Source organism: Ruegeria sp. BC8 (assembly GCF_056535705.1).
Window position 1 is genome coordinate 325,639 of record NZ_JBQFIV010000002.1, and the last position, 13,606, is coordinate 339,244.

The following is a 13,606-nucleotide window of genomic DNA, read 5'->3' on the forward strand; positions in this document are numbered from 1 at the left end:
GCGTAACGGAACTTTCAAGCCGAATTGAAAACCGTTGAAACTGAACTGACTGGTTTATAGATTTGTCGCAGCACTCAGCCAAGGAGACACCATGACCCAAGCCGCAACCATCGTGCGTACCGGACGGAAATTCGACCAGGTTCTGAACGGCGCCCGAGAGGTTTTCATGGCGGATGGGTTCGAAGGCGCCAGCGTCGATGACATCGCGCGCGCGGCGGGTGTGTCGAAGGCAACTCTCTACAGCTATTTCCCAGACAAACGACTTCTGTTCTCCGAAGTGGCGCAGACCGAGTGCTGCCGCATGGCCGAAAACGTGTTGTCCATGATCGACGAAACCAAGCCGGTGCGCGAGGCGTTGATGATCACCGCCACGCATCTGACCCGGTTTCTGGTTTCGGATTTTGCGCAACAGGTGTTCCGCATCTGCGTGGCCGAGCGTGACAGGTTCCCGGAACTGGGCAAGGCGTTCTACGAAGCCGGCCCCGCCAACGGTCAGCGCCAGATGGCCGAGTATCTGGAAAAAGCCGTGGCCAAAGGTGAACTGGCGATTGACGATGTGCATTTTGCCGCCGAACAGTTCTCGGAATTGTGCAAGGTGCGCCTTTGGACCCTCGCGGCTTTGGGGATCCAAACCCGGTTCTCGGACGAGGAAATCGACGAAGTGGCCACCAACGCCGTTGACATGTTCATGGCGCGTTACGGCACCTGACGGATCGGCTCAACCCGACAGTCCAACCAGCGCCACGCCCACCGCCATCAGGATGGCGGCCCCCAGCCTGCGCACCCAATAGCCTTCGTGCAGGAAGACGAACCCGATCAGGGCCGCAAAAATCACCGAGGTTTCTCGCAACGCCGAGACCGCCCCCAGCGGCGCGAAATTCTTGGCATACAGCACCAGCCCATAAGCCAGCATCGACACGAAGCCGCCCAAGATGCCGATCGCCCAGGTGCGGGCCGGGAGTTGTGTCAGAACCTGCCGCCGTCGAAGACCCACAAAGCCGGCGATGAACAGGTGCAGAAACGCCCCCCAAGCCCAGTAGCTGAGCGTGTTTCCAGACAGTCGCACTCCGATGCCGTCCACAACCGAATAGACCGAGATGCAAAGTCCGGTACCCACCGCAAACCCCAGCGCTGCGCCGCCGACGCCTTGCCGGAGCGAGCTCCAACTGCTGAGCTGGATGCCGACCGCAATCAGACCGATGCCGATCCAGGCTTGCAGGGGCAGAACCTCATCCAGCAAAAGATAGGCCCAAAGCGCCACTAGCGCCGGAACGATGCCCCGGGCGATCGGGTAGACGACGCTGAGGTCGCCATGCTGATAGGCTTTGCCCAGCATGAAGTAATAACCGAAATGCACGACGGTGGACAAAAGGATGTAGACAAAGCTGTCGCCGCCCGGAAAGGGCAGGACAAGGATCATCACGCTGGCTGGGATCACATGCCCGAAGGCCACAAGCCCCAGCGTGGTCGTCCGGTCGCCCGCGGTTTTGACGATGGCGTTCCAGACGGCGTGCAGGATGGCAGCCGACAGAATGATCGCGACGACGAATGGGCTCACCGGCGGTCCTCAGGTGATGGGGCGGCCCCAAGAAGGATCGGCCCGGCTGCAACTTTCTCGCACCGGGCTATCGCAAGGACAGCGTCGGTGGTCGAGTCCGGTTACATCGGATTGCCTTGCAGGCGCAAGGTTCCAAAGTCTGGAACCGGAAACGCCCATAGTCGTGTTGTGGGTCTTACGCCGTTGCACGCCTTCCGGCGTCGATGCCGGCAATCTTGTCCAACAGATCGATGATTTCACTTGTTCCGCTGCCGCTCCGCAGGTTGGTGAATACGAAAGGACGATCGCCGCGCATCCGGGCCGCATCGCGCTGCATCACCGACAGGTCCGCTCCGACATGCGGAGCAAGATCGATCTTGTTGATGATCAGGATGTCCGACCGGGTGATCGCGGGGCCGCCCTTGCGGGGGATCTCTTCGCCCGCGGCCACGTCGATCACGTAGATCGTCACATCCGCCAGTTCCGGGCTGAAGGTGGCCGACAGGTTGTCACCGCCGGATTCGATCAGAACGATCTCGACCTCGGGGTGACGGCGCACCATCTCGGCCACGGCGGCCAGATTGATCGAGGCATCCTCTCGGATCGCCGTATGCGGGCAGCCTCCGGTTTCCACGCCGATCACCCGGTCCTGCGGCAGGATCTGCATGCGCATCAGCGCCTCGGCGTCTTCCTGGGTGTAGATGTCATTGGTGATCACCCCGATCGAGTGAGTATCGCGCAGCGCGCGGGCGAGGGCGGCGGTCAGGCTGGTCTTGCCCGCACCGACCGGGCCGCCGATTCCCACCCGCAGAGGGCCGTTCATGCTGCTCATGTGCGGAAAATCCTTGGTTGTTGGGTTTCATGTTGCATGGCCGCGATCTCGGCCAGAAAGGCAGTGCCGGACAGGGCCGACAGATCGGCCTCCACTGCCGCGTGCGCCTGAATTGCGCACAAGGGCGCTATGTCTCGGACCACCCCTTGCGCAGCGGTCTGGCCCAGGGGCATCAGCCGCTGCGCGGCCGAAACAAGATTGCTGATGAACGCATGCAGATACAGCCGCGCGGTTGGCTCCACCGGCAAATCGGCGTGGCGCGCGGCGCAGCCGACGGCAACGGGGTAGGTCAGATCCGCCAGTTCGATGCCCCAGACTGCAGCCGTCACACCGCAGAAGGCCGCGCCCTGTTGCGCGGTCTCGAACCTGCGCTCGAAGGGGCCGGCGAAGGCGCGGGCCATATCGTCAAGTTCGATCAAGGCCAGCTCGGATTTGGCGCGCCAAGCGGCGGTCAGAAACAGGGCATCCGACCATCCGGCACCGTGTTCCAGCACGTCCTGCAGCCAGTCCCGCAGGCTGGCCGCATCGTGCACCGCGCCCGTTTGAACCAGTCGTTCCAGCCCATGCGAATAGGCAAAAGCCCCCACCGGGTAGGCGGGTGACAGCCATTGCGTCAGCGTCAGCAGATCAAGGTCAGTGGCTGTGGCCATGCGTCCGTCCGTGCCCATAGGCGCCGCCTTCGGGGCTGAAGGGTGCGCGGATGTCCTGGACCGTCGCGCCAAGCTTCAGCAGCATGTCGCGGATCACATGGTCGCGGCGGATCATCAGGCGGGCGGGCTCGATCTGGCAGGGAGTGTGACGGTTGCCGATATGCCAGGCCAGCCGGGTCAGATCGGGGCCAGTGACGGCGAACAGATCCTCTTCGGCGGCGACCACCTCGATCAGGCGGCCATCGGCCAGTTCGAACGCATCCCCCCCGTCCAGCGAGGTCGTCTGCGACAGATCCACCAGGAACTCTTCATTCTGTGCGGTGCGCAGCATCCGGCGGCGCAGAAAGCGGTCTTCGTAGTTCAGCGTCACGGTGCCATGGGTTTCGTCCCACTGACCGTTGCGGCGGATTTTCTGTGATGTGGCAAGCATCAGGGCGTCCCTTCTCAGAACAGGAAATAGCGTTGCGCCATGGGCAGGGTTTCGGCGGGCTGGCAAGTCAGCAATTCGCCGTCGGCGCGCACCTCGTAGGTTTCGGGGTTCACCTCGATCTCGGGCAGGGCATCGTTCAGCCGCAGGTCGCGCTTGCCGATCGCGCGTGTGTTGCGCACGGCTACGGTCTGCTTGGCCAGGCCAAGACGCGCGGCGATGCCGTCCTCCTGCGCGGCTTCCGATACGAAGGTCGCCGCGCCCTGTTCGACCGAGCGGCCATAGGCCCCCCACATCGGCCGCGAATAGACCGGCTGCGGCGTGGGGATCGAGGCGTTCGGGTCGCCCATCTGCGCACAGGCGATGGTGCCGCCCAACAGCACCATCTCGGGCTTCACGCCGAAAAAAGCGGGGCTCCACAGCACCAGATCGGCGCGTTTGCCCTCCTCGATGCTGCCGATATGGGTGCCAAGCCCGTGCGCAATGGCCGGGTTGATCGTGTATTTCGCGATATAACGGCGCACGCGGAAATTGTCGTTTTCGCCTGTTTCCTCCGGCAGGCGCCCGCGTTGTTTCTTCATCTTGTCGGCGGTCTGCCAGGTGCGGATCAGCACTTCTCCCACGCGGCCCATCGCCTGGCTGTCGGAGGCGATGATGCTGAAGGCGCCCATGTCGTGCAGAATGTCCTCGGCCGCGATGGTCTCGCGCCGGATGCGGCTTTCGGCAAAGGCCACGTCCTCGGGGATGGATTTGTCGAGGTGATGGCAGACCATCAGCATGTCCAGATGCTCTTCGACCGTGTTCACGGTAAAAGGCCGGGTCGGGTTGGTCGACGATGGCAGCACATGCGCCTCGCCGCAGATCTTGATGATATCGGGAGCGTGGCCGCCGCCCGCGCCCTCGGTATGGAAGGCGTGGATCGTGCGGCCTTTCATGGCGGCCACGGTGTTTTCGACAAAGCCGCTTTCGTTCAGCGTGTCGGTGTGGATCATCACCTGCACGTCCATCTCGTCGGCCACCGACAGGCAGCAATCGATGGCTGCCGGGGTGGTGCCCCAGTCCTCGTGCAGTTTCAGGGCGCAGGCCCCGGCCAGGACCTGTTCGCGCAGGGCCGCCGGTTGCGAGGCGTTGCCCTTGCCCGCAAAGGCCAGGTTCATCGGAAAGGCATCGGCCGCCTGCAGCATGCGTCCGATATGCCAGGGGCCGGGCGTGCAGGTGGTGGCCAGCGTGCCATGCGCCGGGCCGGTGCCGCCGCCCAGCATGGTGGTCAGGCCGGAATGCAGCGCATCCTCGATCTGTTGCGGGCAGATGAAATGGATGTGGCTGTCGAACCCGCCGGCAGTCAGGATGCGGCCCTCGCCGGCGATGGCTTCGGTGCCGGGGCCGACGATGATATCGACGCCGGGCTGCGTGTCGGGGTTGCCCGCCTTGCCGATCTTGGCGATGCGCCCATCCTTGAGGCCCACATCCGCCTTGTAGATGCCCGTCCAGTCGACGATCAACGCATTGGTGATGACGGTGTCCACCGCCCCTTCGGCGCGGGTGGCCTGAGACTGGCCCATGCCATCGCGGATCACTTTGCCGCCGCCGAACTTGACCTCTTCGCCATAGGTGGTCAGGTCGCGCTCGACCTCAATGATCAGGTCAGTATCGGCCAGCCGCACCTTGTCGCCCGTGGTGGGGCCGTACATGGCGGCATAGTCGGAACGTTTGATCCGGGCTGGCATCAGAGGTCTCCCATGACTGCGCCGTTGAACCCGAAGACGCGCCGCGCGCCGGCGATCGGGATCAGCTTCACCTCGCGCCGCTGACCGGGCTCGAACCGCACGGCGGTTCCGGCAGCGATGTCCAGCCGCATGCCGTGGGCGGCGGCCCGGTCGAAATCCAGCGCCGGATTGGTTTCGGCAAAATGATAGTGCGAGCCCACCTGCACGGGGCGGTCACCGGTATTGGCCACCATCAGGGTGATTGCAGCCGCGCCCGCGTTCAGCTCGATCTCGCCGGGGGCGGGGATGACCTCTCCGGGGATCATTTGCGCGCCTTCAGCCAGATCGCGACGCCGCCGATCGCCAGCAGCAGGACCAGCACCAGCCAGGTGCCCGAGTCATGCGGGTGTAAATGCGGCCCTTCATGCGCCATCGCGGGCGCGGCCATCAGGGCGAATGGCAGGGAAGTCAGGTGTTTCATCGTCATATCCTTCAGCGGATGGGGTTGTGGACGGTGACCAGCTTGGTGCCGTCGGGGAACGTCGCCTCGACCTGCACCTCGTGGATCATCTCGGGGATGCCGTCCATGCACTGGTCGCGGGTGATGACCTGCGCGCCGGCCTCCATCATGTCAGCGACCGAGCGGCCGTCGCGGGCGCCCTCGACCACGGCATCGGTGATCAGCGCGATGGCCTCGGGGTAGTTCAGGCGCACGCCCCGGGCCAGGCGCTTGCGCGCCACCTCGGCGGCCATGGCGATCAGCAGTTTGTCTTTTTCGCGCGGCGAGAGTTGCATGTCAGATCATCCAGGGTCTTGGCAGGGAATTGCGGGTCAGCCGGTTCAGGATCGGCACAAGGGTCTGGCGCAGCGCGAAACCGTCGGGCGCCAGCAGGCGCATCAACAGCATGTCGTCACCCACAAGGCTGACGCCGCCGGTGTCAGGCAAGACTGCTCGGATCGGGTCCAGATGCGCAGCGGCATCCGAGCGGATCAGTATCAGGCTGCTGAGCGCGCCCGCGCCGTCGCCAACGCCCGGCCGGGCCATTTCCGCCGCCAGATCACCGATCAGGCGCAGCGCTTCCAGATGCGCCAGCCGGCCTGCACGCCAGATTTCGATGCGGTCTTGGAAGTGGGCCGCAGTAATCCGCTCGCCCATTGCGGCGCGTCCGAAGATCAGCGACTCCACCAGCAGCAGGCCGGCATCAGGGGCCAGATCGGCGCGCAGGCAGCGGTCGATCGAGCAACCATCGAAAAGGATCGTCTCCTGCGGCAGCCAGTTCAACTGTCCGCCTGCCGCCACGGTCAGATGCGTCCGAATCCGGCCCGGGGTTACTCCGGACGCGCGATAGGCGCGCTCGGCGGCCTGCGTGGTCAGGGTCAGATGTGCATCTGGCTGAGCGGTGGCGGAAAGGTCAAAACTGTCTCCGCCGGTGACGCCGCCGGCGGTATTGACCAGAACGGCCTGCATGTCCGAGCCATCACGCCGAGGAAACAGCAGCTTCAGCGACCCTTGCTGGCGCAGGTCCTGCAACTCGGTCCGGCCAGCGCGGCCAACCACGGACACAACACCCCGCCCAACAGCACGGGGAGGCGCGGCGATCGCTTGCGCGGGAGTTATTGCGGACAAAGAGGTTATCGGAAGCTCCGGGCAAAAGGACTGTCGGATGCGAAAGCACCACAGCCTTTTCCTGGTGTCAGTGCAGCACGGCAGAGGCAGTTGGTTGAGAAAACTCGTTCGCCCTATTTCTGAGCATTTTTTCCCCTATCGCCTGAAAAATAAGCATCCCGCCAATGCGTGTGATAATCCGGCCTTCAGCCACAAACCAAGAGAAAAGGGCGGCCAGATTGGCCGTCCGATCCGGTGTCTGTCGCCGGTCAGAGCGTGATGCGGAAGGCCGCGAAACCGTCGGCCCCGTCGCCTGCGTCTTCCAGCGCCAAACCTTTGACCTCGCTGATGTAATCGCGCGCCTTGGGACCGGTTTCGAACAGAACCGTGGTGTCGCCCAGCGGTGCGAAGGACCAGTTGCCGTCGGCCTTGGGGTCGATCGTGCCTTGCTCGACGATATAGCGCACGATCACGTCGCGGTTGGTGTCGGGGGCCTCGAACACGATGGTGTCGCCCATCGCGCCCGGGAACGATCCGCCGCCCGAAGCGCGGTAGTTGTTGGTGGCGATGATGAACTCCATGTCGTCGGTCACCGGGGCACCGTTGAACTGCAGGTTCACGATGCGCGCCGCATCAGGGTTGACCTCTTCGCCCTTCGGGCCAAAGCGCGAGGGCTGAGACAGGTCGATCTGATAGGTCACACCGTCGATCACGTCGAAATTGTAGGACGGGAATTCGGGGTTCAGCAGCAGCGCATCCTTGGCGCCCGGCTCGATCTGGTTGAACATCCCGGCCGAACGCTCCAGCCAGCCGCGCAGTTGCGCGCCGTTCACCCGCACCGCGCGCACGGTGTTGGGATAGAGATACAGGTCGGCCACGTTCTTGATCGCCACATCGCCCACCGGCACGTCGGTATAGTATTCCGGGCCACCCCGGCCACCGGCCTTGAACGGCGCCGCGGCCGACAGGATCGGCAAACCCTCGTGCTCGGTGCCTTTCAGCATCTCCTCAACATACCATTTCTGCGCGATCGACACGATCTGGACCGAGGGATCATCGGCCACCAGCGCGAAATAGCTGTGCAGCGGGGCCGAGGTCTTGCCCACCGCGCGGCGCACATAGGCCAGCGTTTCCTCGTGGTCCCGCGCGACCGAGGCCAGCACCTTTGGGTCGTCATCGACCAGCGCGGTGATCGAGCGGTCTTCGTTGCGCTTCGAGATCGGCCGCGCCTCGGAGGTGGTGGTAACCACGCGCCATTCGTTGCCGTCGCGTTCCAGCAGCAGGTCGAGCACGCCCAGATGCGACCCCCAGAACCCGCCCATGACGGCCGGCTTGCCCATCAGCGTGCCCTTGTCCACGTCAACTCCGGCACGGTCGGCGAAGGTGGGCGAGGGGAAGACCAGGTGGTTGTGCCCGGTCACAAGCGCGTCGATGCCATCGACCCCGGCCAGCGGGACCGAGGCGTTCTCCATCCCGTCCGCGTGATCGGCCGCGCCGATGCCCGAATGCGACAGGGCCAGGATCAGATCGCAGCCTTGCTCTTTCATCTCGGGCACATAGGCTTTGGCGGTCTCGACGATGTCGCGGGCCTGCACGTTGCCTTCCAGGTGGCGGCGGTCCCAGTTCATGATCTGCGGCGGGGTGAAGCCGATGACGCCGATGCGGATCGGCTGCTTGCTGCCATCGCCCAGCTCGATCTCGCGATCGAGGATGACATAGGGCTGCACCAGCGTCTTGTCCGCGCGCGGATTGGCGCCCTGTTCCTTGGCGATATTGGCCAGCACGATCGGGAATTGCGCCCCGGCCAGCGATTTTTCCAGAAAGCTCAGGCCATAGTTGAACTCGTGGTTGCCCAGCGTCGCGGCATCATAGCCCAACGTGTTGAACGCATTGATGATCGGGTGGGTGTCGCCGTCGTTTATGCCACGCTCGTAGGCGATGTAGTCGCCCATCGGGTTGCCCTGAAGAAAGTCGCCATTGTCGACCAGCATCGAGTTTGTGGCCTCGGCCCGGATCTCGTTGATGATCGAGGCCGCGCGTGACAGGCCCACCGTATCGCGCGGCTTGTCGGCGTAGTAGTCATAGGGAAAGACGTGAACGTGAATGTCGGTCGTTTCCATGATCCGCAGATGCGCCTGGTTGCTTGCGGCGGCGGCAGAAAACGGGTGCAGGGAAACCATGGCGACGCCGGCCGTGGTGGTGGCCAGGAATTGACGCCGCGACATCGCGAATTTGCTGGATAGGGTCATGAGGCACCTCTCGAAATAAATTGGTCGACGCATCATCTGAACGTTTATGACGACAATGATGTGACAGCGCGGCACGAGGGGATCACCCGGCGCGCCGATGGTTCAGACTGACCGCTTTTGACACCCGAGTAAAGCGTCCTCCCGGCCATTGACCCGCGCTTGGGCCGTGCGGCGCCCAAGGTACTGTTGTGCGGGCCCGGGCTAGGGAGCCCGGGCCGCGGCCTTAGTCCTTTTTCACGTCACCGGCAAACCGCGCGGCGTTCTCCCGCGCAAAGGCGCCGGCATCAGCCGAGGCATCCCAGAACTGCGGATTGGCCTTGGGAATGGTCAGCGCCTTCTGTACTGCGGGGCGGGCATCGATGCGGTCGAACCATGCTTTCAGATGCGGAAGGTCATCGACCTGAACCCGCGCCCAGACATAGGCCCGCGCCCAAGGGTACAGCATCATGTCCGCGATCGTGTATTCATCCGCAGCAATCCAGTCGCGCCCATTCAGGCGATCATTCATCACCTCCATCAGGCGGCGGCTTTCGTCCACGTAGCGGCGGATCGAGAAGGGTTCGGTATGGCCATTGGGGGCGGCAATGTGCTGGAAATACATGGCCTGGCCCATCATCGGACCCACATGCCCGACCTGGAACAGCATCCACTGCATCACCTCGGACTGCTGCACAGGGTCTGAGGGCAGGAACTGACCGAATTTCTGCGCGAGGTGCCACAGGATTGCGCCGCTTTCGAAAATCGCGCGACCTTCGGCCCGGTCTTCGATCACCGGGATCTTGCCGTTGGGGTTCAGCGACAAGAAATCCGGCGTCTTTTGTTCCTGTTTGGAAAAGTCGATGGGGGTCAGGTCGTAGGGCACGCCTGCCTCTTCCAGGAAGATCACCGGTTTGTAGCCATTCATCGTGGCCGCGGTGTAGAGGTGAATGTCAGGCCGCGACATGCGCAATCTCCTCGAAATGCTCTTTCAGATGCGCGTCGAACCGCTGGAAATCCTGTTCGATCCGGGGGTTCTTCATCACGTCGAAAGCCGCGAAGGTGGGCAGGGGCTGCATCGCCAGAAACTTGGCGTTCAGGTGCATGGGCCACAGCAGGTCATCGACGCTGGCCCCGGCAAAGAACGGCTCGGCCGGGTTGTCGAACGCCTCGCGCGGGGCGTTGAAGGTGACCGACAGCATGTATTTCGTTCCGTGCAGCAGGCCACCGGTGCCGTAATTGGCCTTGGGCGCCTCGGCGGTCCGGCCGTCGCCGGCCAGCAACCGGCCGTCCATCCCCGCGGTATAGACCTCGTCGAGGTACTTTTTGAACACCCACGGTACACCCATCCAATTCACCGGAAACTGCATGATGACCACATCCGCCCAGACATGGGCGTCGATCTCAGCATTGATGTCGTATCCTTCGGCAACCGTGGTCACGCGCACCTCGTGGCCCATGCCGGTCAGCGCGTCCTGCGCCCGTTGCACCAGCGACGCGTTCAGGCGGCCAGGTGCGAATTCATAAGGCTGCGTACCGTTCACGATCAGGATCTTGCTCATGTCCATATCCTTGGTTTTGAAACTGCTTGCCCCTTGACTTCGGTCGGGGTGAAACCGAACTTGAGAACAGTAGTGATGAATTGCAACCAGTTTACTTTTTGTAACCTGCGACTGGACTGGAGAAGGTGATGCGTGCCCGTATCGAACAGGACGACCAAGGCAAGCGGCAAGCAGTGGATGCGTGCAGCGAACCATGCCCCATCGAACGCGGCATGCGGATCATTGGCGGCAAGTGGACCGGGTCGATCCTATGGCACCTCAAAGACGAGCCAGTGCGATTCAATGACTTGGCGCGGATGATCGGCGGCGCCAGCAAAAAGATGATCGCCGAACGCCTGCGCCAATTGGAGCAACAGGGCCTGGTACTCCGCCAAGTGCTCGAAACCTCACCGGTTTCAGTGCAGTACTCCGTGACCGACCGTGGACGCACCGCGCTGGGTTTTCTGGACGAGCTGCGGAAGTGGAGCGAGACCTTGCCGGATACGCGCGCCTGACTCGTCAGCGGTCCTTCTGCAGCGGCCCCGTGGTTTCCCGTGCGATGAACCGGGCTGAAACTTCGGACACGATTACCGGCATGTCAGGGTCTTTTATCCTGTCCAGCAGAGTACGTGCGAGCTTGCGGCCCAACCGCTTTGGCGAAACCGCCATGGTACTGAGCGCGGGAATTGCGACCGAGGCATCCTCGGTATCGTCAAATCCAACAATCGAAACATCCCGCCCCGGCTGCAACCCAGCCCGCATCAGGCCGAAACACGCCCCCAAAGCGACCATGTCGCCATTGCAGACCACCGCCGTGACCTCTGGATGGGCGTCATGCAATTTCAGCATCTCCTGCATACCCGCACGTTTGGTGTCAGGTGAGGGCCAGATGATCGGCGGCGCCAAAGACAAGTCCTGCAGCGTACGCTCATACCCGGCTATGCGCTGCTTTCGAACGGGGTTCATGCCGATGCCGCCGAAGAATGCGATGTGCTTGTGCCCCAGTTCCGCCAGATGATTGGTCGCGGTCGCGGTCGCTTCGGCATTTCTGATGCCCACATGATCAAAATCAGGGCTGACATGGCGTAGAAATGTCACCGTGGGCAAACCATGCGTGCGCAAGAGTTGAAGGGTTTCCGCCGTGGTCTCCAGTGCGGGAACCCACAGCAGGCCGCCGCGCCCGTTACGGATGAAATCCCGCAGTTGCCTGCCCTGACGGTCCGCGTCGTCGCGCGTGTCCAGGATCGAAACCAAATACCCCTCGGCCTCCAGCAACTCGACCGCGCCGCTGACCACTTCGGCGTTGAACGGGTTTGCAAACTGGTTCAGAACGAACCCGATTTCCCGGTTCTCGCCCGACCGCATAGACGCCGCGCGCGAGTCCGTGACATAGTGCAGGTCCTCGGCCGCCTGCAGCACTTTCTTGCGGGTCTGCTCGGAAATCCGGCCAGTGCCGCGCATCACCTGACTGACCGTCGGAATCGAGACTCCGGCGGCTTTGGCGACACTGGCGAGGGTGGGTTTGGCAGCCATTTCTCGAACTTCTGATATATCGTTGCATCATCAAAATGCCCAACTCACTAGAGCATTGCAACGAGCAATTCCCACAGTTTATTAAAGTTCGGGCCAACCGATTGGAAAATATTCGTTGACGTAAGATATATCGTTATACCATGCTAATGGCATCGCCTGGGGTGAGTCGTCGCACGACAAGCACAGCAAACCGACCCCACCGGGCAGAACGGGCAAAAAGCCCAATCGAAACTCTGGGAGGAGTCCATGTCAATTCAATCCAAGCTGGTCGGTGCCGCATCCGGCCTTGTTCTGGCCCTGGTCACAAACGTGGCGCAGGCCGAGGTTCTGTTCTGGTCGACACAGGCCAAGCCGGTCGAAGAGGCGCAGGCCATGCGCGAACAGGTTCTTTCAGGCTTCGAGGGTGGCGTGGATTACCAGCCCAATGACGGCGGCCCCTGGCTGACGCGTCTGCAAGCCGAATTGCAGGCCGGCTCGGGCACGATCGGCGTTCTGGGCGCGCTGCATGGTGATTTCTCGGCCATGAACCCCGATGACCTGGTCGACCTGGATGATCTGGGCATCGCCTCGGCCTCGGACACGTTCAACGAACTGGCGACGCTGGGAGCAGGCAGCTTGCAATACATTCCCTGGATGCAGGCCAGCTATATCATGGCGGCCAACAAAGAGGCGCTGCAGTACTTGCCCGAAGGTGCCGACATCAATGCGCTGACCTATGACCAGCTGATCGAATGGGCCGCCAACGCCCATGAGGCAGCGGGCGAGCCGAAATTCGGCTTTCCGGCCGGGCCCAAGGGCCTGAAGCACCGCTTCTTCCAAGGCTATCTGTACCCGTCCTACACGAACGGCGTGGTGCGGACCTTTGCCAGCGACGATGCCGTGACCGCGTGGGAAAAATTCCGCGAGCTGTGGACGCATACCAACCCGGCCTCGACCAACTTCTCGTTTATGCAGGAACAGCTGTTGTCGGGCGATACTTGGATCGTGTTCGACCACACCTCGCGTCTGGCGCAGGCCTTCAACGAGCGGCCTGATGACTTCGTGGCCTTCCCGGCCCCGGCGGGCCCGACCGGGCGCGGCTTCATGCCGGTTCTGGCTGGTGTTGCGATCCCCAAAACCGCACCGGACATGGAAGCGTCCAAAGCTCTGGTCGCCTACATGATGAAGCCGGAAACCCAGATCGCCACGCTGCGCGCGACGAACTTCTTCCCGGTCGTCGCGGTTGATCTGCCCGACGACCTGCCGCCGGCTGTCAAGGCCGCAGGCGACGCGGTCGCCAAGATGAGTGGCTCGGCTGATGCCAACCCCGGGCTGCTGCCCGCGGGACTGGGCGACAAGGGCGGTGACTTCAATCGTGTTTATACCGATGCGTTCGAGCGGATCGTACTGGGTGGTCAGGACATCCGCACCGTGCTGGACGATCAGAAAGGCGCATTGGAGGCGATCATGCAAGAGACCGGCGCGCCCTGCTGGGCTCCGGATGCACCCTCGGACGGTCCGTGCCCCGTCGAATAAGGGTCTGACCTGATCCCGACACCGGGCTTGATGC

General features: G+C 62.9%; 16 protein-coding genes. 3 read left to right on the forward strand and 13 right to left on the reverse strand.

The window, feature by feature from the left end:
• The first annotated feature begins 91 nt into the window (after positions 1–91).
• On the forward strand, positions 92–709 hold the full coding sequence (locus ACR3EK_RS18680) for a TetR/AcrR family transcriptional regulator (RefSeq protein ID WP_170365819.1): 618 nt from the start codon (positions 92–94) through the stop codon (positions 707–709).
• 9 nt (positions 710–718) lie between these two features.
• Here the strand turns inward: ACR3EK_RS18680 and ACR3EK_RS18685 are convergent, their stop codons facing one another.
• The 12 genes from ACR3EK_RS18685 to ACR3EK_RS18740 all read right to left on the reverse strand — a co-directional run bounded on the left by ACR3EK_RS18685 (position 719) and on the right by ACR3EK_RS18740 (position 10,545).
• Positions 719–1,558 (reverse strand): EamA family transporter, encoded by an 840-nt coding sequence (locus ACR3EK_RS18685; RefSeq protein WP_480634220.1) that lies wholly within the window; start codon positions 1,556–1,558, stop codon positions 719–721.
• 175 nt (positions 1,559–1,733) lie between these two features.
• The gene (gene ureG, locus ACR3EK_RS18690) at positions 1,734–2,369 is read right to left on the reverse strand and encodes an urease accessory protein UreG (RefSeq protein ID WP_170359481.1); all 636 of its coding nucleotides are present in this window, start codon (positions 2,367–2,369) and stop codon (positions 1,734–1,736) included.
• Complete coding sequence (locus tag ACR3EK_RS18695; protein ID WP_480634221.1) at positions 2,366–3,019, reverse strand: urease accessory protein UreF; 654 nt, start codon at positions 3,017–3,019, stop codon at positions 2,366–2,368. Before ACR3EK_RS18695 ends, ureG begins: the two co-directional genes overlap by 4 nt.
• Positions 3,003–3,449, reverse strand: coding sequence for an urease accessory protein UreE (locus tag ACR3EK_RS18700; RefSeq protein ID WP_170359485.1), 447 nt, complete (start codon positions 3,447–3,449; stop codon positions 3,003–3,005). Before ACR3EK_RS18700 ends, ACR3EK_RS18695 begins: the two co-directional genes overlap by 17 nt.
• A gap of 14 nt (positions 3,450–3,463) precedes the next feature.
• Positions 3,464–5,173 carry an urease subunit alpha gene (ureC, locus tag ACR3EK_RS18705; protein WP_480634222.1) on the reverse strand — a complete coding sequence of 570 codons (1,710 nt, stop codon included), beginning with the start codon at positions 5,171–5,173 and terminating at the stop codon, positions 3,464–3,466.
• The gene (locus tag ACR3EK_RS18710) at positions 5,173–5,478 is read right to left on the reverse strand and encodes an urease subunit beta (RefSeq protein ID WP_170359487.1); all 306 of its coding nucleotides are present in this window, start codon (positions 5,476–5,478) and stop codon (positions 5,173–5,175) included. Before ACR3EK_RS18710 ends, ureC begins: the two co-directional genes overlap by 1 nt.
• Complete coding sequence (locus ACR3EK_RS18715) at positions 5,475–5,633, reverse strand: hypothetical protein (protein WP_170509879.1); 159 nt, start codon at positions 5,631–5,633, stop codon at positions 5,475–5,477. Before ACR3EK_RS18715 ends, ACR3EK_RS18710 begins: the two co-directional genes overlap by 4 nt.
• 11 nt (positions 5,634–5,644) lie before the next feature.
• Entirely contained in the window at positions 5,645–5,947 is a 303-nt protein-coding gene (locus ACR3EK_RS18720; protein ID WP_005976933.1) for an urease subunit gamma, read from the reverse strand.
• A gap of 1 nt (position 5,948) precedes the next feature.
• Positions 5,949–6,710 (reverse strand): urease accessory protein UreD, encoded by a 762-nt coding sequence (locus tag ACR3EK_RS18725; protein WP_170407665.1) that lies wholly within the window; start codon positions 6,708–6,710, stop codon positions 5,949–5,951.
• 317 nt (positions 6,711–7,027) lie between these two features.
• The gene (locus ACR3EK_RS18730) at positions 7,028–9,007 is read right to left on the reverse strand and encodes a bifunctional 2',3'-cyclic-nucleotide 2'-phosphodiesterase/3'-nucleotidase (RefSeq protein ID WP_480634223.1); all 1,980 of its coding nucleotides are present in this window, start codon (positions 9,005–9,007) and stop codon (positions 7,028–7,030) included.
• A 223-nt stretch (positions 9,008–9,230) separates the two neighbouring features.
• Positions 9,231–9,950 carry a glutathione S-transferase family protein gene (locus ACR3EK_RS18735; RefSeq protein ID WP_480634224.1) on the reverse strand — a complete coding sequence of 240 codons (720 nt, stop codon included), beginning with the start codon at positions 9,948–9,950 and terminating at the stop codon, positions 9,231–9,233.
• Positions 9,937–10,545 (reverse strand): NAD(P)H-dependent oxidoreductase, encoded by a 609-nt coding sequence (locus ACR3EK_RS18740; RefSeq protein WP_170435746.1) that lies wholly within the window; start codon positions 10,543–10,545, stop codon positions 9,937–9,939. The genes ACR3EK_RS18735 and ACR3EK_RS18740 overlap by 14 nt, the downstream gene beginning before the upstream one ends.
• Before the next feature lie 128 nt (positions 10,546–10,673).
• Between ACR3EK_RS18740 and ACR3EK_RS18745 the strand changes: the two genes are divergently transcribed.
• Positions 10,674–11,039, forward strand: coding sequence for a winged helix-turn-helix transcriptional regulator (locus ACR3EK_RS18745; protein ID WP_480634225.1), 366 nt, complete (start codon positions 10,674–10,676; stop codon positions 11,037–11,039).
• 4 nt (positions 11,040–11,043) lie between these two features.
• Here the strand turns inward: ACR3EK_RS18745 and ACR3EK_RS18750 are convergent, their stop codons facing one another.
• Positions 11,044–12,057, reverse strand: a complete 1,014-nt coding sequence (locus ACR3EK_RS18750) for a LacI family DNA-binding transcriptional regulator (protein ID WP_480634226.1) — start codon at positions 12,055–12,057, stop codon at positions 11,044–11,046.
• Between the two features lie 246 nt (positions 12,058–12,303).
• On the opposite strand from ACR3EK_RS18750, the gene ACR3EK_RS18755 reads away from it, so the two are divergent.
• Positions 12,304–13,572 carry an ABC transporter substrate-binding protein gene (locus tag ACR3EK_RS18755; RefSeq protein WP_170599930.1) on the forward strand — a complete coding sequence of 423 codons (1,269 nt, stop codon included), beginning with the start codon at positions 12,304–12,306 and terminating at the stop codon, positions 13,570–13,572.
• Positions 13,573–13,606 lie beyond the last annotated feature (34 nt).